Source organism: Arthrobacter sp. 01L42, from assembly GCF_056400005.1.
Window position 1 is genome coordinate 1 of the sequence record NZ_JBFTSL010000023.1, and the last position, 19,419, is coordinate 19,419.

Here is a 19,419-nt window from a genome sequence, read left to right on the forward strand (position 1 = left end):
ATGGGCACCCTGCTGGCCGGGCTGCCCGTCTCGGTCCCGGGCACCACGGTCAACCGGCTCTGCGGGTCCTCCCTGGACGCGGCGATCATCGCCTCCCGCCAGATCAACACCGGCGACGCCGAGCTGATGCTGATCGGCGGCGCCGAATCGATGTCCCGCGCCCCGTGGGTGCTGCCCAAGACCGAGAAGCCCTACCCGGCCGGGGACCTGACCCTGGCCTCCACCACGCTGGGCTGGCGGCTGGTGAACCGGGCCATGCCGAAGGACTGGACCATCTCCCTGGGCGAGGCCACCGAACGGCTCCGGGAGAAGTACGGCGTGACCCGCGAGCAGCAGGACGAGTTCTCCGCCGGCTCCCACAACCTCGCCGCCGCGGCCTGGGACGAGGGTTTCTACGACAACCTCGTCGTCCCGGTCCCGGGCACGGACCTGGTCCGCGACGAGGGCATCCGTCCCGGGTCCTCGGCGGAGAAGCTCGCCGGGCTCAAGACCGTGTTCCGGACCGGGAACGGCACCGTCACGGCCGGGAACGCGTCCCCGCTCTCCGACGGCGCGTCCGCGGCGTGGCTGGGCAGTGAAAAGGCCGCCGGGATCCTGGGCCTGGAGCCTTTGGCCCGGATCGCCGGGCGCGGCGCGCACGCCAACGACCCGCAGTACTTCGGCTACGCCCCGGTCGAGGCCGCGAACAAGGCCCTCGCCAAGGCCGGGATCGGCTGGGACCAGGTCGGCGCGGTCGAACTGAACGAGGCGTTCGCCGCGCAGTCCCTGGCCTGCATCAACGCCTGGGGCATCGATGCGGGAATCGTGAACCGGCACGGCGGCGCGATCGCCATGGGCCACCCGCTCGGCGCCTCCGGCGGCCGCATCCTCGGCACCCTGGCCCGTTCCCTGCAGGCCTCCGGGCAGCGCTGGGGCGTCGCCGCGATCTGCATCGGCGTCGGCCAGGGCCTCGCCGTCGTGCTCGAAAACGTAACTTCCCGCGATGCGGCATAGAGGACAGGGCAAAGACAGATGCTGAATTTCATCGACACCGTCGGCGAGGCAGTCGCCGGCATCAAGGATGGCTCCACCGTGATGATCGGCGGCTTCGGCAACGCCGGGCAGCCGTTCGAGCTCATCGACGCGCTGCTGGAGTGCGGCGCCACCGGCCTGACCGTGGTGAACAACAACGCCGGCCAGGGCGACCAGGGCCTGGCCCTGCTGATCAAGGAAGGCCGGGTGAAGAAGATGATCTGCTCCTTCCCGCGGCAGTCCGACTCCTGGCATTTCGACGCCAGGTACCGCGCCGGCGAGGTTGAGCTCGAACTGGTCCCGCAGGGAAACCTCGCCGAGCGGATCCGTGCCGCCGGCGCCGGGATCGGCGGTTTCTTCACGCCCACCGGCTACGGCACCATGCTCGCCGAAGGCAAGGAAACCCGCTTCCTGGACGGCAAGTGGCAGGTGTTCGAGACCCCCATCCACGCCGACGTCGCCCTGATCAAGGCCCTCACGGCGGACGGCCGGGGCAATCTGGTCTACCGTAAAACCGCGCGGAACTTCGGCCCCATCATGGCCGCCGCCGCGAAACACACCATCGCCCAGGTGTCCGGGATCGTCCCGACCGGCGGACTGGACCCGGAAAACATCGTGACCCCCGGCATCTACGTCAACAGCATCGTGAAGGTGGCCTGAGATGAGCATCCCAACCAATGACCAGAGTCTGCGGACCGGCAACCAGGCTGATCTCCAGACGTCCGGCAAGCCGCTGGGCCGTGACGATCTCGCCCGCCTCGTGGCCCGCGACATCGTCCCCGGATCGTTCGTGAACCTCGGCATCGGCCAGCCCACCCTGGTCTCGAACTACCTCGAGCCGGAGCAGAACATCACGCTCCACACCGAGAACGGCATGCTCGGCATGGGCCCGGAGGCCACCGGGGACCAGATCGACGGCGACCTCATCAACGCAGGGAAGATCCCCGTGACCGAGCTGCCGGGGGCGTCCTACTTCCACCACGCTGACTCGTTCGCCATCATGCGCGGCGGACACCTGGACATCTGCGTCCTGGGCGCCTTCCAGGTTTCCGCCACCGGCGACCTCGCCAACTGGCACACCGGGGCCCCGGACGCGATCCCCGCCGTCGGCGGCGCCATGGACCTCGCCACCGGCGCCAAGGACGTCTTCGTCATGATGACGCTCCTGACCCGCGACGGCGTGTCCAAACTCGTGGAGACCTGCACGTACCCGCTCACCGGGATCGGCTGCGTGACCCGCGTCTACACCGACAGGGCCGTCTTCCTGACCGGACCCGACGGCGTCCAGGTGCGGGAGACCTTCGGCTGCACGCTCGAGGAACTTCAGGCCATGGTCCCGATGCCGCTCCGGGCGGCGGACCCAAGCTGACAGGCCTGCGGCCGGACAAGCTGTGGGCACCGCTAAAGTGATGCGGGACCGAGAGGCGGAAAATGACTGAGCCAGCCAAGAGCGGCGGCGCGCCCGCGGCCAGCGACCAGTACGTGCAGTCGCTGGCGCGCGGGCTCGCCGTGATCCGTGCCTTCGACACGGAACACCCCAAGATGACGCTGACCGAGGTGGCGGCCCGGACCGAGCTGACCCGGGCCACCGCCCGGCGGTTCCTGCACACGCTCGCGGAGCTGGGCTATGTCCGCACGGACGGCAAGATCTTCGCCCTGACTGCCAAAGTGCTGCAGCTCGGCTACGCCTACCTGTCCGGGCTCTCCCTGCCGCAGCTCGCCCAGCCGCATCTGGAAGGGCTCTCCCTCGAACTGGGGGAGTCGACGTCGGCCGCGGTGCTCGAAGGCACCGACATCGCCTACATCGCCCGGGTGTCCACCCGGCGGATCATGACGGTCGGCATCACGGTGGGCACCCGCTTCCCCGCCTACGCCACGTCCATGGGCAGGGTGCTGCTCGCGGCCCTCCCAACGGCGAAGCTGGAAGAGTACCTCGCGGCCGCCGAGATCCGGCCCCTGACTCCCGGAGCCATCGGAACGCGGGCCGCCCTCCTGGCGGAACTGGATACTGTTCGCGCCCAGGGCTGGTGCCTGCTGAACCAGGAGCTGGAGCTGGGCCTGATGTCCATCGCGGCGCCCGTCCACGACGGGCCGAAAGTCGTGGCGGCCATCAACGTCTCGCTGCAGGCCCAGACGGTATCCGCGCAGCCCGAACCGGACGCCTACCTCAAGGCCGTGCGTGAGGCGGCGCTGGCCACGGCGGAAATTATCTCCGAGGACCTGACCTCGGGCCGGTGAACCGCGTTTCAGACGTCTGGGAAGGGGTACGTCTGGAAAGAAGTACGTCCGGGAAGGGGTACGTCCTGGGAAGAGAACCGTCAGGCAGCGGGATCCGGGATGGGCTCTGTCGAAACCGTGATCGTCACGCCACCGGGTTCGTCACCGATTTTCAAGTGCAGGTCCCTGCCCACCAGCAAGGCATGGATGTCTTCGCTGCCTCCGGGCGCGATCTGCTCGGCCAGCCGTGTGAGCGCCAGTGCCATCGCCCGGCCCCAGTCGTGCGGATCGACGCTGGATGATTCTGCCGTCGCTGAGTAATTCTCTGTTTCAGTCATCTGCCCCCGCTTTCGGCGTCCGGAGCGCAGCCTCCGGCACATCACGAAGTCCAGTCTAGTGAGCCTGCGGAGCGCACGTCCACGATTCGCGCCAGCCCTGCGCAGGTTACGCGGGCACTGCGGCTAGGATTTTAGTTCGGGAACCCTCCGCCGAATTGCCCCTAAGGACGCCATGACAGAGAACAGCACCGCGACGTCGGAGACCCTGGAAACCGCGGACAATACAGCGTCCCGGCGCGCCGCCGTGGTTATCAACCCCATGAAGTCTCCCGGTGAGAGCTTCCGCGCCTCCTTCTTCCGCCTGTGCGAGACCCAGGGCTGGGCGGAGCCACTGTGGCTGGAAACCACGAAGGAGGACACCGGGCTGGGCCAGGCCCGCGAGGCGCTGGAGGCCGGAGTCGACGTCGTAATCGCCGCAGGCGGCGACGGAACGGTCCGCTGCGTGGCGGAAGTCCTCGCAGGCACCGGAACGCCGATGGGCCTGGTGCCCCTGGGGACCGGGAACTTGCTGGCCCGCAATCTCGGCATCGACATCACCGACCCAGTGGCGGCCAGCTACGACGTCCTGAGCGGCACGGACACCAAGGTGGACGTAGTGAAAGCCACGCTGGACCACGCCGAGACGGAATCCACCTTCCTGGTGATGGCCGGACTTGGCTACGACGCTGCGATCATGGCCAACACCGTCGACGAACTCAAGGACCGCGTGGGCTGGCTCGCGTACGTTGAGGCGGGCATCCGGCACCTGCCGGGCAAGCCCATCAGGGCGAAAATCAGCATGGACGGCGAGCACCCGGTACGGCGCCGCATCCGCAGCGTGATGGTGGGTAACTGCGGCAAGATCATGGGGGGCGTGGAGATCTTTCCCGACGCCAAGATCGACGACGGCATCCTGGACGTCGTGATTTTGGCCCCCATCGGCCGGTTCGGCTGGCTGGATGTGCTGGCCGGCGTCTTCGGCCGGAGGAACGCCAAGAACGCGTCGGTGGAATACTTCGCTGGAAAGTCAGCCGAGATCGAACTCGCCCACGAGCAGGAATTCCAGCTCGACGGCGACCCGCTCGGCAAGGCCAAGCACCTCAAGGTCACGGTCGAGCAGGATGCCCTCACCATCCGGATGACAGGCATCTGACCCCGCGCCAACCACCGGCCGGCTATTTCACCGGCCAGCCGGGCCACCGGCCGGCCGTGCCGGCTAACGCGCCGCCGGCCGGTGCGCCAGGATCTCCGCGAGTTCGGCCAAACGGTGCGCGCGGGCGGATTCGGCAGGCGTAAACGGCTCGCCGGGCCGGGAAAACGTGATGGGCCCGTGCCACGCCGTAGGGATTTTCAGGACCGTCCCGTCACCGCCCGTCTGGGGTGGGCCCTCGGTGTTGCCGGCGGCCGGTCCGGGGATGATCCGTGCCCGCAGCAGTTCCGCGACAGCCAGCGGCAGCTCCTCCGGGCTGGCGGCGATCCGGGCGGCCAGGCTCAGTGCGCCGGTTTGCCCGTCGGCCATGGCCAGGGCGGTGGTCGGCCAGACGTGCGGGTCCGCTCCGCCGCCGGCCCGCAGCGCCCGGAGCAGCTCGGCTTCGCGGACTTCGCCCGGGGCCGAGAGCACAAACTCGTCCAGCACACCGCCGGCCACGGGGTGAACATGAATGCTGAGGATGTTCGTGTTCAGCGCGGCCAGGGCCTGCGTCAGTTTCTGCAGCGACCCGGGCTTGTCTTTCAGGACGGTCCGCGCCCGCCACAGGGCGGGTGCGGCGTCGAGCCGTTTGCGGTGCCGCAGGGCCGGGGCATGCAGCCAGCCCCTGAGCATCCGGGCCGCCGAGGGCTCGGCCACCCAGATCACCAGGATGGTCGCGGTCAGGGTCAGCACCAGGACCTTGGCAACGTAGGGCAGGTGGGTTTCCACCACCGCCGCGTGCACCAGCAGTTCGATCGGGAGCATCACGGCGACATTGGCCAGGGTCAGCCGTGCCTTGGTCGGTTCGGGCATCTGGCCGCACACTTCGCAGCTCAACTCGGAGGTGGCCGGGGACTGGGCTTTGCCGGTGGTTTTGGCAGGGTTTTTGCCTGCGGAGGTGCGCGTCATGCTCCCATGATCCCGGCCGGCTGTTTCGGCACGGTTGCCGCCGGGTGACGGTTTCGCGCCGGGACCGGGACCGGGCCAGGCCAGGTGATCGTGCTGTTACAGGCCCGGTCCACCCTCCGGGCCGCGCAGGAGCAGGTGGCGGTGGGCGTAAAGGTCGCGGAGCAGGGCGACCTCGGCCAGGTGGTGGATCATCTCACGGTTGATGTGCAGGACCAGTGCTGCCATGGGGGCATCGGCGTACGGTCCCTCGGCCGGCCCGCAGGGTGCCGCCAATCCCGATTCGTGGAGGCCCTTCACGCCGTGGATCCACCGGCCGTAGTACTCGTCCAGCTGGGCCAGTGCCCCGGCCGCGGTGCCGGGGTAGGCGAAGCTCTGGTAGTCCAACGGTGGGCCGCCAAAGTGCGATGCCGTGCGTGCGCCGAGGACGCCGACCAGAATGTGGCACAGGCGCCACGCAATGGTTGTCACCGGAGCAGGAACGGGCTCCGGGTAGCTGAAATCTATGGTGAATTCACCCGAACCCGGCGCGGCCGGGGGTGTTGAGGCGTCTTTGCGGCGGACATTCCAGCCCGGTACCGGCTCCCAAAAGTACTCGTGGTCAGTCAACCCCTCCAGCCGCGGCCGGGCCTGATTGGCAAAATGCCAGTCCAGTTGGTCCACCAGCTCGTGGTTCCAACTAAGGTCCGGCATGGTGTTCCTCCTTGGCAGCCAAGCTCGCGCGGCGGGGCCCCTACATCAAAGCACTCCGGTCCGGCCGCCCGCCAGAGGGCCCGGCAAGGACGGGTCAGACGTGAGTTCGGCTTGCGGTTCCGACCGGCTCGGACGAGTGTGCCTTCCCGTCTGGGTACTCCCCGTCCCGGTGTTCCCCGTCCGGGTGTTCCCCGACGCGGGCGCGGGTGGCGGCGGAGTCCGGGCCGGCCAGATTGGCCAGCAGGTCGCGGATCTCGGCCAGCAGCGCGGTGTCGGCCGGGATCGGTTTCTCCTCGGGCTCGGCTGCCTTGAGCCGGTTCTTGACCATTCGGTTGATCCGGTTCATGGGGGCCACGAAAATGAAGTACACCACCGCGGCGGTGATGAGGAAGGTCAGGAAGGCCGTCACCACGGCGCCGATGTTGACGAAGGTCTTGTCGTTGCCAGGCCAGACGTAGAAGCCCAGGCCGTGGGTCTCGACTCCGCCGGCGGCAGCCAGGATCGGGTTGACGATGTTTGCGGTGAACGCGCTGACCAGGGCGGTGAAAGCGGTGCCGACCACGACGGCGATGGACAGTTCGATCACGTTGCCGCGCAGGATGAAATCCTTGAATCCTTTGAGCATGGGGAACCTCCGGTGTGCGTTGCGGGCTTGATTCAACCGATAGACGCTACCACTTCGCGGTGCAGCCGGCCGATCCCGATCAACGGATTCCGATGCCGCCGCCGCGCCGTTCCGGCGTAAACTCCCTCTTGGATGCCAGCGCCGCCGTCGTAACACTCCGGCTGCAACGAAAGGCGCCTGAACTCATGAACAAATGCGTGAGAACCCGCCCATGAAGAGCTTTTTCGCTGTGAGGCCGGCGCTGTGAAGGTGTTCGCCGAGATGTTCACCATCGCGCCGGGCAACAAGGACCACCAGGTTGCCTTCCGCTGCGCCGTGGGAGTCTTTGTTCCGCTGATCACGCTGGTGCTGCTGGACCGCCTGGATCTGGCAATCTTCGCTTCCTTCGGCGCCTTCACCGGCATCTACGGCCGCAACGAGCCGCACGCCAGGCGTCTGACCCTGCAGGTCCGCGGCGGCGGGCTGATGCTGCTGGTGATGTTCCTGGCCGCCCTCACCGCGCGGGTGGACGCCCTGGCCGGGCTGTCGGCGGCAGGCACCACCTGGGTCCTCGTGGTGGCCACCACCGTGATCGCGTGGGGCTGCTCCCTGGTTGTCGCGTGGTGGCGCCTGCGCCCCTCCGGTTCGCTGTTCCATATCTTCGCGTTCGCGGCCATCGCGTCAATCCCCAACCAGCCGCCGCTGTGGCAGGCCATGCTGGTGGCGGTCGTCACCGTGGCTTTCTCCCTGCTGCTCGGCCTGTCCTCGCGGGTGGCCCGGAGCCACCGGACCCCGTGGGTGAATCCGAGACCGGCGGCCCTCACTCCGCGGGAGAAACGCACCGCGTGGCATGAAAGCTGGGGTTACCTCGTGGCGGCAGGCCTGGCGGGAACGCTGGGAACCCTGGCCGGGGAATGGCTGGGCATTGGCCACAACTACTGGGCGATGGTGGCCGCCGTCGTTCCGCTGGTGGGCCACACCACCCGGCACCGCGTCAGCCGCGGCCTGCAGCGAATCGCGGGCACAGCCCTGGGGCTGGTGCTGCTCGCCGGCATCCTGCTCCTGCAGCCGACGCCCTGGCAGACGGTGCTGGTCATTGCCGCGTGCCAGTTCGGCGCCGAGATGTTCATCGCGCGCCAGTACATGCTGGCGCAGGTTTTCGTCACGCCGCTGGCCCTGACCTCGACGCTTCTCGTGGCGCCCGTGCCGCCCGGCCTCCTGCTCCGCGACAGAATCGTCGAGACCATCATCGGCGCCGCCGTCGGCATCGCCGTCGTGCTGGCGCCCGGCGCGTGGCGCAAACTCAGGGGCCGCCGCGAGGCGCGGACCCCGGAGCGCTTCTCCTAGGCGCGACTGACGGCTACGAGTGCCCGACGCTGGCGCCGGCGCGGGACACTGCCGGGACGGTCTGCGGGACGAAGGCGAGGGCGAGCACCGCCAGGACCGCGGCGGCGGCGAAAACATAGAAGCCCCACGGGTAGGCGATGCCGGCGGCCACCAGCGCGCCGGTGACGGCCGGGCCCATAATTGCCCCCAGCCGGCCCACGCCGGCGGCAAAGCCCAAAGCGGTGCCGCGCAGGCGGACGGGGAAGAGCTGGGTGACCCAGGCGTAGACCAGAACCTGGGAGCTGAAGACGAACACGCCGGTGACGAAGACGGCGGCATAGAGCACCACTTCGTTCTGGATCTGGATGCTGAGCGCGGCCAGGAACACGGCGGAGAGGCCAAACCAGAGCAGGACGATCTTCTTGGTCCCGTGCCGGTCGGCCAAGACGCCGGCGATCAGCAGGCCCACCACGGCGCCCACGTTCAGGACCAGGAGCAAGGCGAGGCCGGCGTTCAGGCTGTAACCGGCGGAGGCCATGAGCTGCGGCAGCCAGGTGTTCAGGCCGTAGACCAGCAGCAACCCCATGAAGGACGCAACGGCCACACCGGCTGCTATCAGCGGGTAGGGCTTTCGGCCCAAATCCCGGAAGCTGGCGCGTTCTTCCGCGGGCGCGGCCGCGGCCTGCGCGCGGGCCTGGCTGCCGGCCGGGGACTTGGCGTCCGCAGGGATGTGGTGGACCGGCGGGAGGGTCTCCGGAAGCTTGAACCACAGGAAGGGGACCAGGGCGAAGCCGGCCAGGCCGCCGGCCACGAACATGGTCCGCCAGCTTGGAATGACCATGAGGGCCAGGAACGCGGTGGCCACGGCGCCGACGTGGTACCCGGTCATGGTCCGGGTGGTGGACTTTCCGGCCGTTCCGGCGGGTGCGTAGTCGTTCATGTACGCCAGGGCGGCGGGCAGGCAGGCGCCCAGGCCGAGCCCCGCCAGCAGCCGGAACGTGCTGAACCACGCCACGTTTGGTGCGAAGACGACGGCGATCGTAAAGAGGGAGAACCACGCCACGCAGGCCACCAGCAGGTTCCGCCGGCCAAAGCGGTCCGAGAGCGGGGCGATGAAGAGCGCTCCGAGCCCCACACCCACCAGGGAGACGGTTGCCGCGAACGTCGCCCCAACGGCGTCGAAGCCAAGTTCCTGAGACTTGATGAGGGTCGGGATGACCGTGCCGAGCACCACCAGGTCAAAGCCGTCCAGCACCATGGCCAGCCAGCAGAGCCACACGGGCCACCGTGATTTCTCCCCCGATGACGACGACTTGTCCAATGACGACGTTGACATTGTTACCTCAGCGCTAGTGTTTAGGTGATTCCGTGCCCCGGCCGGCGTTCGCGGGGCCTCTTTCCATTGTGAGAGTTGTATCACCGCACCGTGTTGCATGGGACACTTAAAACCATTCAACGGAAGGGGTATGGTGGCCAACTCGAACTCCGGCGACTCGGTGGTGGACCGGGTCCTGCGGTTGATTGCCGCGTTCCCTGAAGGCGTCACGGCGCTGCCGCTCTCGGAGCTTGCCGCGAGGGCGGAGCTCCCCCTGACCACCGCGCACAGGCTCGTCCGGCAGTTGGCAGGGCATGGCCTGCTCGACGTCGGCCCCGGCGGCTCCGTCAGCCTGGGCCTGCGGCTCTGGGAGCTCGCCAACCGCAATTCCCCCACGCTCGAACTCCGCCAGGCAGCCCTGCCGTTCATGGAGGACATCCAGCAGGTGCTGCATCAAAACGTGAACCTCGCCGTGCTGGACGGGCGGGAAGCGCTCTTTGTGGAGCGGCTGTCCCGCCGCGGCTCCGTCGCCAACCGGGCGCAGGTGGCCGGCCGGATGCCCGTGCACGTGTCCTCCGCCGGGCTGGTGCTCATGGCCAACCAGCCCCGCCCCGTCCAGGCCGAGTACCTCGAGGGATTCAGCGATCCGACCGACCGGCTGGCACTGGAGGATCTCCGCGCCCTCCTTGGCGAGGCCGCCCACCGGGGCTATGCCCAGCTGGCCGGCGTCGTGGACCCTGACACGTGGGGGATCGCGGTTCCGGTGCTGGACCGCAGGAAGCACGCTGTGGCGGCCCTCGGCGTCGTTGTTCCCCTTCGCGAGGTGCGCCTGCAGGCGCTTGTTCCCGCCCTCCAGACGGCGGCGCGGGGGATCGGGCGGCGGCTGGGAGAGCCCCGCGAGAATCCTGTATTCCATTCAGCGGAATCCATGTAACGCGTATCACCCCCGGGGGAGCACACTGTTAGCCGGAAGACGAAAACGGCCCCGGCCCCGACCGCCCGGACCCCGCAACGAAGCGAGACGCACATGGCACAGCGAAAAGTCATCACCACCCAGGTGGCCATCATCGGGGCCGGCCCGGCCGGACTCATGCTGTCCCACCTGCTGGCCAAGGCCGGCATCGAATCCACCGTCCTGGAGATACGCAGCCACCAGGAGATCTCCGAGACGGTCCGTGCCGGCATCCTTGAGCACGGCTCGGTCAACATGCTCGTCGACAGCGGTGTCTCCGACCGCGTGCTGCGTGACGGCGACCGGCACGACGGAATCGAACTGCGTTTCAACGGCGAAAGCCACCGGATCGACTTCCAGGACCTCGTCGGGGAGTCGGTGTGGCTGTACCCGCAAACGGACGTGTTCCTGGACCTCGCCGGACGCCGGAAGGCCGACGGCGGCGATGTCCGCTACGGCGTCACGGACACCACCATCCACGACATCGAAGCCAAGCCCAAGGTCTGGTTCACGGGCGCGGACGGCGTCGAGTACGAGCTCCAGGCCGACTTCATCGCCGGCGCGGACGGCTCGCGCAGCCACTGCCGGTTCCAGATTCCCGAGGCGCACCGCAAGTGGTACTTCCACGAGTACCCCTTCGCCTGGTTCGGCATCCTGGCCGAGGCGCCGCGCAGCTCCGACGAGCTGATCTACGCCAACTCGGAGAACGGCTTCGCCCTGATCAGCCAGCGCACGGAGACGGTCCAGCGGATGTACTTCCAGTGCGACCCCAACGAGGACGTCAACAACTGGGATGAGGACCGCATCTGGGACGCCTTCCGCAGCCGCGTCAACGGCAACGGCTTCGAGGTCAAGGAAGGGCCCGTGATCGACAAGACGGTCCTGAAATTCCGCAGCTTTGTCCACGCCCGCATGCGGCACGGCAACCTGTTCCTCGCCGGGGACGCCGCGCACACGGTGCCGCCCACCGGGGCCAAGGGCCTGAACCTGGCGCTGCATGACGTCAAGGTCCTCTTCGAGGGATTCGACAGCTTCTACGCCACCGGCTCCGCCGCGCTCCTGGACGCCTACAGCGACCGCGCCCTGAACAGGGTGTGGAAGGCCCAGCAGTTCTCCTACTGGATGACTTCCATGCTGCACACCCCGGCCTGCGCCGATGATTTCTCCCGCGCCCGCCAGCTTGGCGAGCTCCAGTCCGTGGTGTCCTCCCGCCACGGCAGCGCCTACCTCGCGGAGGCCTACACCGGCTGGCCGGGGGCCCGCTAGACCGGCGGCCCGGCGGGGCTCATATTTTCCGTCGACAGGCACCGGGGCCAGGACTAGCCTTGAACCGTCCCAGCACGACCCGACAAGGACGATGGAGAGGTGTCCGATAATGGGAACCGCAGAGAATGTTGAACTGGTCCGGCGGGGTTACACGGCCTTCAACGCAGGGGATATGGCGACCCTCAGCGACCTGTTCGCGGAGGACGCAGTCTGGCACGTTGCCGGAAGTGGCGTGCTATCCGGAACCAAACAGGGCCGCGACGCGATCCTGGCGTACTTCGGTGAACTGGGCGCGCGCACCCAAGGTCACTTCCAAGCCAACGTCGAGGACATCGTCGGCGGGGAAAACCACACGGTCGCGATCCAGCAAACCCACGGGGAAGCCAACGGCAAAACCCTGGACATGCCTACCGTCATCACGTTCGTGGTTCGCGACGGACAGATCGCGGAAGGGCGGGAGTTCTTCGAGGACACCGCCAAGGCAGACGACTTCTGGACCTGACCGAACAACCGCATGATCGGCCCCGCCCGCAGGCTGTTTCCATCGTCGGCGGCGGCATCGCCGGGCTGGCTCTTGCAGCCCGGCTGGATCCCGCGCGTTTCGAGGTCACGGTCACCGAACAGCGGTCCGGGCTCCCGACCGTGGGGACATCCTTGGCCATGTGGCCCGCGGCCCAGCGCGCCCTCGGCGACTTGGGCATCCTGGACGCCGTCAGGGAGGCCAGCCCGGTGATCGACGGCATGACCGTCCGGGCGGCCTCCGGCAGGGCATGGACATCAGCGCAGGCGACGGGGCTGATCGGCGTCTCCCGGGTTGATCTCGTCCGGCTCCTCGACGGTGCAGTCCCGGCCAGCGTGCGCCGGGTGTCCGGCCGCCTCGACGTCGTCCGACCCGGTCCTGCCGGCCTCCTGGTGGGCGCTGACGGTGTCCACAGCGCGGTGCGCCGCAGCTGCTGGGGTGCCCGCTCCGGTGCCCGGTACACCCGCTACCTCGCGGTCCGCGGCGTGGTTCCCGGATCGCTGTGGCGGGGGCACACGGGCGAATACTGGGGCCGCGGGCAGCTCTTCGGGATTGGTCCCGCGGCGGCCGGGACCAACTGGTACGCGGCGTTCCGCTCCGGGGCGGGACACGGAAGCCTCGACGTCGCCGCGGTCCTGGCGGAAACCCGCGCCCGCTACGCAGGCTACGCCCCGGGCATCCGCGACGTCCTGGCCGCTGCGGAACCGGAAACAACCCTGGTGCAGCGGATCTGGACGACGCCGCCGCTTGGCAGCTATGTCCGCGCCCGGGTGGCACTGCTCGGGGATGCCGCCCACGCGATGACACCCAACCTTGGCCGGGGTGCCTGCGAGGCGCTGGTCGATGCCGTGACCCTGGCGGCGCTGCTCAATACCCGGCCCGTGGACGAGGCCCTGGGCGCCTACAACCGTGCGCGCCACCTCCGCACGCAGGCGTTGCGGTGGGCGTCGTCGGCCGGGATGCGGCTGGCCCTGGCGGAGCGGGGCCAGCCTGTGCGGGACGCGCTGCTGGGCTTGGCTAGTCCTGGTCCAGGGTCTCGGTCAGATGGTGCGTTGGAATCCGGTCCCGGTCGTAGGTGATCTCGGTATAGCCGTGCGGCTCTGGCTTGCCGGACGGGCTCAGGTTCACGAAGACGATCTCATCAATGGTGAGGATGCTGCGGCGCGTGATCATGTTCCGGACTTCGGCCCGCATGGTCAGCGATGTCCGGCCGAAACGGGTCGCGGTCAGGCCCATTTCGATCAGGTCGCCCTGGACCGCGGAGCTGACGAAGTTGATTTCGGAGATGTATTTGGTGACGGCCCGGCCGTTGCCCAGCTGCAGGATGGCGTAGATGGCCGCCTCCTCGTCGATCCACTTCAGCAGGTTCCCGCCGAACAGGGTGCCGTTGGCGTTGAGGTCCTCGGGCCGCACCCATTTGCGGGTACGGAAGGTGATGTCGGCCGATTCCATAGTGCGAGGTTAGCCGACTCCGTGACCGGCGGCGTTGTGTGACGCAGCCGGCCCGGGGCGGCGCGCGGCCTCACGCCATGGCGGTGTGCGCGGCGCTGTGCGAATCGATCGGCTTCGCGTAGCAGTACGAGTGCACCAGGCCGACATAAGGCCCAAAGTTCGGCACGGAAACGAAGCCCGAGTTCTCGTAGAACTGCCGGCCGTCGGTCTGCACCGAGCCGGCCTCCGCAGTCAGGGTGGTGATTCCCAGCGCGTGGGCGTGGGCTTCGAGGGCCGCGAGGATGGAGCTCGCCACTCCTGAGCCACGGGTGTAGGGCAGTACGTAGAGGCGTTTGATTTCAGCGGTGGTGGCGTCCAGCATGCGAAGGCCGCCGCAGCCCACCGGCTGGCCTGAGGCTTTGTCGTGCGCCACCAGGAACACCGCCGTGTCCGCTTCCGACGGCGGCGGGCCGGGTTCGTGGTCGGGCCGGCCGAAGCGGGCCTCGAGTTCCGCCTGCTGGGCTGCCCTCAGGTCCGCTCCGACGGGGTTCGCCCAAGTGACCTGACGGATGTTGAGCCGCGGGTTGGTCTGCATCACTGCCTCGATTCGCCGAAGTGTTATGCAGTCCAAGGCTAGGCACCAGCGGTTTCGGCTGTGTTTCCTGCCGGTAAGCGTCGCGAGAACTGTGGGCGGATGGCAGTGCAGTTGCGGCTTCCGGCTCGACTTTCCGGGTCGACGTGGCGACGGCCACAGCCTAGCGGCGCACCAGTGTCCGCAGGAGTTTCAGCGCCACGGAGATCGAGGCGATATCCACTTGGCCCGGTTTGGTCACTTCCGCGAAGGTGTCCTTGATCCGTGCCAGCTGCTCCTGGTGCCCGCGTTCCCAGGCCACGATGCGCTCCACGGCATCGGACGTGCCGGCGTCGGTGGCATTCAGGCCCTGGGTTGTCGCCATTACCGAGACGGTCATGTCGGCTACGGCGGAATACACATCGTCGCGCAGGGCTGCCCGCGCGAGAGACTCCCAGCGGCTCTGCCGGGGCAGGTCGGTGATGCTGAGCAGCAGGTTCGCGGCGCCGATGCGCTGGAACACCGCGTAGTACAGTTCAGCAATAGTGGGGATGGGTTCGCGCACCTGCTCGGAGATCAGGGAGATGTCCAGCAACCCGAAACTCTCCAACAGGTCCGAGGCGCGCAGGCCCAGCTCCCGGGGCATCCCCACGGCGGCCCAGTGCGCGACTCTGTCTTCCACGCGGTCCAGGTCGGAGCCGCGGAGGTAGTCCAATGTTCGGGTCCGCAGCAGTTCCAGGGTGGGCATGATCCTGTCCAAGGCCGCGGTCACGGGCTGGTCGCGATGGTCATGCGTCACGTACCATCGCGTGGCCCGGTCGAGGATTCGGCGCATGTGCAGCGTCGCCTCGGCGACGTGTTCGGTGGGATATCCGGCGGGGAGTGCGGCCAGCCGGGTGACGATCCACGGCAGGTCGTAGGCCTCGCGCGCCACCACAAAGGCCCTGGCAACGGCGGCGGCGGTGGCAGTGGTTTCCTCGATGGCACGGAAGGCGAAGGTGATTCCGCCGAGATTGATCATGTCGTTGGCCACCACTGTGCACACGATCTGGCGGCGCAGCGGGTGGTCCGCCAGCTCTGCTTCAAAGCGTTCGGACAGCTGGCGTGGAAAATAGCCGCGGAGCACGCGCCGGAACCACGGGTCATCGGCAAGGTCGCTGGCGTTGAGCTCCGCTGCCAGTTCGATCTTTGCGTAGGCGGCCAGCACCGACAGTTCCGGCGCGGTCAGGCCCTCACCGGACCGCAGCCGTTCCCTGAGTTGTTCGTTGCTTGGCAGGCCCTCCAGCTTGCGGTCAAGGTCCGTGGCGTTCTCGAGCCAGTCCATGGTCCGTTCGAAGCCCGGGCTCCATTCCCGCACCAGGTGCCGGTCGTTGAAGAGCAGGACATTCTGGTCCGCGTTGTTGGCCAGCACAAGGCGGGCCACCTCGTCCGTGAGGGAATGCAGGAAGCCGGCGCGTTCCGGCGACGGCATCTTTCCCGCCGCGATCATCCGGTCCACGAAGATCTTGATGTTTACTTCATGATCCGAGCAGTCCACGCCGGCTGAATTATCGATGGCGTCGGTATTGAGCAGGACGCCTGCCAGGGCGGCCTCGATCCGTCCGAGCTGCGTGATTCCGAGGTTCCCGCCCTCGGCGATGATCTTCGCCCGCACCTCATTGCCGTTGACCCTGACGGGGTCGTTCGCCTTGTCGCCAACCCCGGTGTTGGCCTCTGATGAGGCCTTGATGTAAGTTCCGATGCCGCCGTTGTACAGCAGGTCCACGGGCGCCCGGAGGATGGCCTGAAGCAGAGCGTGTGGCGGCAGGGACACGGTGCCCGGTTCCAGGCCCAGAGAGCTCCTGACCTGTTCAGTGATGCTGATGGACTTGGCCCGGCGGGAATGGACACCACCGCCCACGCTGATCAGTGCTGGATCGTAGTCCGCCCAAGATGAGCGGGGGAGGGCAAAGAGCCGCCGCCGTTCCTCGAACGAGGCCCCCGCATCCGGCGCCGGGTCAAGAAAGATGTGGCGGTGATCGAAAGCCGCCACCAGCCGGATGTGGCGGGAGAGGAGCATCCCGTTCCCAAAGACGTCGCCGCCCATATCGCCGATGCCGGCAACTGTGAAGTCCTCTGCCTGGCAGTCCATCCCGAGTTCGCGGAAATGCTGTTTCACCGATTCCCAGGCCCCGCGGGCCGTGATGCCCATCTGCTTATGGTCATAGCCCACGGTCCCGCCGGACGCGAAGGCATCGCCCAGCCAGAAGCCGTACTCCGCGGCCACCGCGTTCGCAGCGTCCGAAAATGACGCTGTTCCCTTGTCCGCCGCCACCACGAGGTAATAGTCGTCGACGTCGTGCCGCACCACTCGCGCCGGAGGCACCACTGTTTCGCCGTGGGCGGTGGTGACCAGGTTGTCGGTGATGTCCAGCAGCCCGCGGACGAAGGTCCGGTAGCATTCCAGGCCCTCCCTCAGCCAGGCGTCGCGGTCCATGGCCGGGTCCGGCAACTGTTTGGGATAGAAGCCGCCCTTGGCGCCGGTTGGCACTATCACCGAGTTCTTCACGTTCTGCGCCTTGACCAGGCCAAGGACCTCGGTGCGGAAATCCTCGCTCCGGTCGGACCAGCGCAGCCCGCCCCGGGCCAGTGCCCCGAAGCGCAGGTGGACGCCTTCCACGTGGGGCGAGTACACCCAGATTTCGTATTTGGGACGGGGAAGCGGGGCACCCGCGATCGCGGAAGGGTTCAGTTTGAAACTCAGGTGGGGCTTCGCTTGGAAGTAGTTAGTGCGGAGCGTGGATTCCACCAGGTTCATGAAGGTGCGCAGCAGCCGGTCGGCGTCGAGGACGGGAATGTCGTCGATCGCGGCCAGCAGATCCCTCCGAGCCGCGTCGGTGTCCCCGAACCGGCGTGCCGCCTCCAGCTCGGGATCGAACTTGGCCCTGAACAATGCCAGGAGCGCGTGGGTTGCCCGGACATTGACCAGCAGGGTATCGGCCATGAAGCCGTAGGAGGTCGTTGTGCCCAATTGCTGCAGGTACTTGGCATAGCTGCGCAGGATTGCCGCCTGGCGCCATTCGATGCCCTCCCGGAGGACGAGGCCGTCAAAGCGGTCCGATTCTGAGTCCCCACGCATGGCAGCTCCGAAGGCATCCCCCAGCAGCCCGCTGGTGCGGGACGGATCCACGCCGGCCGGGTAGCGGACGCCAAGGTCATAGAGGAACAAGGCCCGGTCCCTCCCGCGCACCACATCGAAGGGCCGTTGGTCCAGCACCTCCAGTCCGAGGTTGTGGAAGAACGGCAGGATCCGCGTCAGGCTGTGGGCGGTGGTCAGGTAAAGCCGGATCCGTGCGTCTTCGGCCAGCGTCGGGGAGGCGTCGGTGCGGACATAAACGGCCAGCTGAGGATCGTTCAGCGGTCGCCCGCCCGTGCCGTCGAGATCGAACCGCTCGAACGTATTGATGTCCTCGACCGCGTCCTCGACCTCGAAATCAGCCCGGTAGCTGGCCGGGAAAGCGGCGGACCACAGCGCCGACAACCGGCTGGCCTCCGCCGACGGCAACCTGTCACGGAGCGCTTCGTCCAGGCCCTGGGCCCACGTCCGCGTTGCGCTGACAACGCTCCGCTCCACTTCAGCGGGATCGACGTCGGGCATCCCGCCGGCGGGCAACAGTATCCGGAAGAACACGCGGGCCATCGGGGATTCACTAAGCCTGACTTCGAACTCGAGCGAGGAGGACCAGAAAGCCTGTTTAAGCTCGTGTTCAATCCGGAGGCGGACGGCCGTGCTGTACCTGGCCCGGGGGAGGAACACCAGCGCGGTCATGAAGCGCCCGTAGCTGTCAGCGCGCAGGAACACCCGTGTCTGGTGGTGGGCCTGCAGGCGCAGGATCTCCCGGGCAAGCCCGGAAAGTTCATCCAGGTCCCGGTGGAACAGCTCGTCCAGGGGGAAGGACTCGAGGACGGTGAGGAGCTGCCTGCCAGGGTGGGAGGCCTCGGTGAAGCCGAAGCGCTCCTGGATGGCGCGTACCTTGTCCCGGATGAGCGGGATGCGCCGCACGGACCGGCCCGTGGCGCCCGGGGCGAAAAGGCCCACAAACCTGACTTCTCCCGTGGCCTTCCCGGCGCTACCGAAGGTCCGGACGAGGATTTCATCCAAGTAAGCCGGACGGGGGACGGATGATCTCAGATCCGAAATGGAGATGGTGAGGACCTGCGAATGAGGCAGCCCCGTAACAGGCTGGCGGGCCTCCGGCCGCCCGTCCCTGAGCAGGCCCAGCCCCGCTCCGGGCAGCAACGACACAACATCCGGGCCCTCCGCCGTCGAGTATTCATATTCGCTGTATCCCAGAAACATGAAGTTGCCGCGGTCCAGCCAGCCCAGGAGCTCACCGAGCTGCTCCGGAGCCGGAACCGTGCCGGCGGGCAGCAGGTCCAAGGAGTTGATGGTGCGGGCGAGACGGGCGTGGATGGCTGGGGTGTCATCAGCGACCAACTGGACGTCCGCCAGGACACGCCGCACGTTGGCGATGAGCTCCGCGATGGCCCGTGACCCCGGCAGGCGGCCTATCTCTGCCGCCACCCACGTTTCGGATCTCCACCCCGGCGGGTCCTGGACCGTGCCGGTCGCCGCGGCGCCCGGGACGCCAGCAATTGGGCCCGTCGGTCCGGACTGCGAGGACCCATGCCGTACCTCCACCAACCGATCAGTCCGCGGATCCCGCCGCACCAGAAAATTGGGATGCACCAGTAACCGGATGGACTCGTTTTGGCGGGCCAGCTCCGCAGTAAGCGAATGGATCAGGTGCGGAATGGCGTCGGCAACCACCAGCAGGACGCTGGCGTCGCTTTCGTTCAGGATGTCGACGGCCGCCGTGCCTGCCGGACGGCCGTCCGCTAGTTCCGCATGGTGCCTGGAGCGCTGCTCCAGGTTTTCTGGACTGTAGCCTTGGAGGTCCTCCGGCGCAGCGTGCTCGTAGTACGCCGCGAGGAACTGGTCATCGAAGCCAGGGAAAACGTGGCCGGGCGCATGCCCCGGGTGTACCGATTTGCGTGACATGCCCCTGCGCCTCCACTGCGCGGTCTCAACCGCATGCCGCGGCCGACCATCCTGTCCCCA

Annotated in this window: 18 protein-coding genes; 10 read left to right on the forward strand and 8 right to left on the reverse strand. The window is 67.8% G+C overall.

Features of this window, described 5'->3' with window-relative positions; translation table 11 throughout:
• The 4 genes from AC1DN2_RS17990 to AC1DN2_RS18005 form a co-directional block, all read left to right on the forward strand.
• Nucleotides 1-993, forward strand: a 993-nt coding sequence (locus tag AC1DN2_RS17990) for a thiolase family protein (protein ID WP_476851416.1), incomplete at its 5' end; no start/stop codon positions are given.
• An 18-nt stretch (nt 994-1,011) separates the two neighbouring features.
• The gene (locus AC1DN2_RS17995; protein WP_476851417.1) at nt 1,012-1,671 is read left to right on the forward strand and encodes a 3-oxoacid CoA-transferase subunit A; all 660 of its coding nucleotides are present in this window, start codon (nt 1,012-1,014) and stop codon (nt 1,669-1,671) included.
• A gap of 1 nt (nt 1,672) precedes the next feature.
• Nucleotides 1,673-2,380, forward strand: a complete 708-nt coding sequence (locus AC1DN2_RS18000; RefSeq protein ID WP_476851418.1) for a 3-oxoacid CoA-transferase subunit B — start codon at nt 1,673-1,675, stop codon at nt 2,378-2,380.
• Between the two features lie 62 nt (nt 2,381-2,442).
• Nucleotides 2,443-3,249 carry an IclR family transcriptional regulator domain-containing protein gene (locus AC1DN2_RS18005; RefSeq protein ID WP_476851419.1) on the forward strand — a complete coding sequence of 269 codons (807 nt, stop codon included), beginning with the start codon at nt 2,443-2,445 and terminating at the stop codon, nt 3,247-3,249.
• A gap of 80 nt (nt 3,250-3,329) precedes the next feature.
• On the opposite strand, the gene AC1DN2_RS18010 is transcribed toward AC1DN2_RS18005, so the two are convergent.
• Nucleotides 3,330-3,566, reverse strand: a complete 237-nt coding sequence (locus tag AC1DN2_RS18010) for a hypothetical protein (protein ID WP_476851420.1) — start codon at nt 3,564-3,566, stop codon at nt 3,330-3,332.
• A gap of 172 nt (nt 3,567-3,738) precedes the next feature.
• On the opposite strand from AC1DN2_RS18010, the gene AC1DN2_RS18015 reads away from it, so the two are divergent.
• Complete coding sequence (locus tag AC1DN2_RS18015) at nt 3,739-4,698, forward strand: diacylglycerol/lipid kinase family protein (RefSeq protein WP_476851421.1); 960 nt, start codon at nt 3,739-3,741, stop codon at nt 4,696-4,698.
• Nucleotides 4,699-4,761: 63 nt separating this feature from the next.
• Here the strand turns inward: AC1DN2_RS18015 and AC1DN2_RS18020 are convergent, their stop codons facing one another.
• The 3 genes from AC1DN2_RS18020 to mscL form a co-directional block, all read right to left on the reverse strand.
• The gene (locus AC1DN2_RS18020) at nt 4,762-5,643 is read right to left on the reverse strand and encodes an ACT domain-containing protein (RefSeq protein ID WP_476851422.1); all 882 of its coding nucleotides are present in this window, start codon (nt 5,641-5,643) and stop codon (nt 4,762-4,764) included.
• 96 nt (nt 5,644-5,739) lie between these two features.
• Nucleotides 5,740-6,333: a DinB family protein gene (locus tag AC1DN2_RS18025; RefSeq protein ID WP_476851423.1), complete on the reverse strand. Its 594-nt coding sequence runs from the start codon at nt 6,331-6,333 to the stop codon at nt 5,740-5,742.
• 94 nt (nt 6,334-6,427) lie between these two features.
• The gene (gene mscL, locus AC1DN2_RS18030) at nt 6,428-6,958 is read right to left on the reverse strand and encodes a large conductance mechanosensitive channel protein MscL (protein WP_476851424.1); all 531 of its coding nucleotides are present in this window, start codon (nt 6,956-6,958) and stop codon (nt 6,428-6,430) included.
• Nucleotides 6,959-7,201: 243 nt separating this feature from the next.
• On the opposite strand from mscL, the gene AC1DN2_RS18035 reads away from it, so the two are divergent.
• Nucleotides 7,202-8,284, forward strand: a complete 1,083-nt coding sequence (locus AC1DN2_RS18035; RefSeq protein ID WP_476851425.1) for an FUSC family protein — start codon at nt 7,202-7,204, stop codon at nt 8,282-8,284.
• Between the two features lie 13 nt (nt 8,285-8,297).
• Here AC1DN2_RS18035 and AC1DN2_RS18040 read toward each other — a convergent pair whose 3' ends face one another.
• The gene (locus AC1DN2_RS18040; RefSeq protein ID WP_476851426.1) at nt 8,298-9,599 is read right to left on the reverse strand and encodes an MFS transporter; all 1,302 of its coding nucleotides are present in this window, start codon (nt 9,597-9,599) and stop codon (nt 8,298-8,300) included.
• Between the two features lie 133 nt (nt 9,600-9,732).
• Here AC1DN2_RS18040 and AC1DN2_RS18045 point away from each other — a divergent pair, with 133 nt between their 5' ends.
• From AC1DN2_RS18045 to AC1DN2_RS18060, 4 genes are all read left to right on the forward strand, one after another.
• Nucleotides 9,733-10,512: an IclR family transcriptional regulator gene (locus tag AC1DN2_RS18045; protein WP_476851454.1), complete on the forward strand. Its 780-nt coding sequence runs from the start codon at nt 9,733-9,735 to the stop codon at nt 10,510-10,512.
• A 93-nt stretch (nt 10,513-10,605) separates the two neighbouring features.
• A complete protein-coding gene (locus AC1DN2_RS18050) occupies nt 10,606-11,796 on the forward strand; it encodes a 4-hydroxybenzoate 3-monooxygenase (RefSeq protein WP_476851427.1) in 1,191 nt (396 codons plus the stop codon).
• Nucleotides 11,797-11,905: 109 nt separating this feature from the next.
• On the forward strand, nt 11,906-12,298 hold the full coding sequence (locus AC1DN2_RS18055) for a nuclear transport factor 2 family protein (protein ID WP_043436380.1): 393 nt from the start codon (nt 11,906-11,908) through the stop codon (nt 12,296-12,298).
• Nucleotides 12,295-13,395 (forward strand): FAD-dependent monooxygenase, encoded by a 1,101-nt coding sequence (locus AC1DN2_RS18060; RefSeq protein ID WP_476851455.1) that lies wholly within the window; start codon nt 12,295-12,297, stop codon nt 13,393-13,395. The genes AC1DN2_RS18055 and AC1DN2_RS18060 overlap by 4 nt, the downstream gene beginning before the upstream one ends.
• On the opposite strand, the gene AC1DN2_RS18065 is transcribed toward AC1DN2_RS18060, so the two are convergent.
• The 3 genes from AC1DN2_RS18065 to AC1DN2_RS18075 all read right to left on the reverse strand — a co-directional run bounded on the left by AC1DN2_RS18065 (nt 13,334) and on the right by AC1DN2_RS18075 (nt 19,359).
• On the reverse strand, nt 13,334-13,768 hold the full coding sequence (locus AC1DN2_RS18065) for an acyl-CoA thioesterase (protein WP_476851428.1): 435 nt from the start codon (nt 13,766-13,768) through the stop codon (nt 13,334-13,336). The two genes, AC1DN2_RS18060 and AC1DN2_RS18065, sit on opposite strands and share 62 nt — an antisense overlap.
• A 70-nt stretch (nt 13,769-13,838) precedes the next feature.
• Nucleotides 13,839-14,342 (reverse strand): GNAT family N-acetyltransferase, encoded by a 504-nt coding sequence (locus AC1DN2_RS18070; protein WP_043436378.1) that lies wholly within the window; start codon nt 14,340-14,342, stop codon nt 13,839-13,841.
• A gap of 160 nt (nt 14,343-14,502) precedes the next feature.
• A complete protein-coding gene (locus AC1DN2_RS18075) occupies nt 14,503-19,359 on the reverse strand; it encodes an NAD-glutamate dehydrogenase (protein WP_476851429.1) in 4,857 nt (1,618 codons plus the stop codon).
• Nucleotides 19,360-19,419 lie beyond the last annotated feature (60 nt).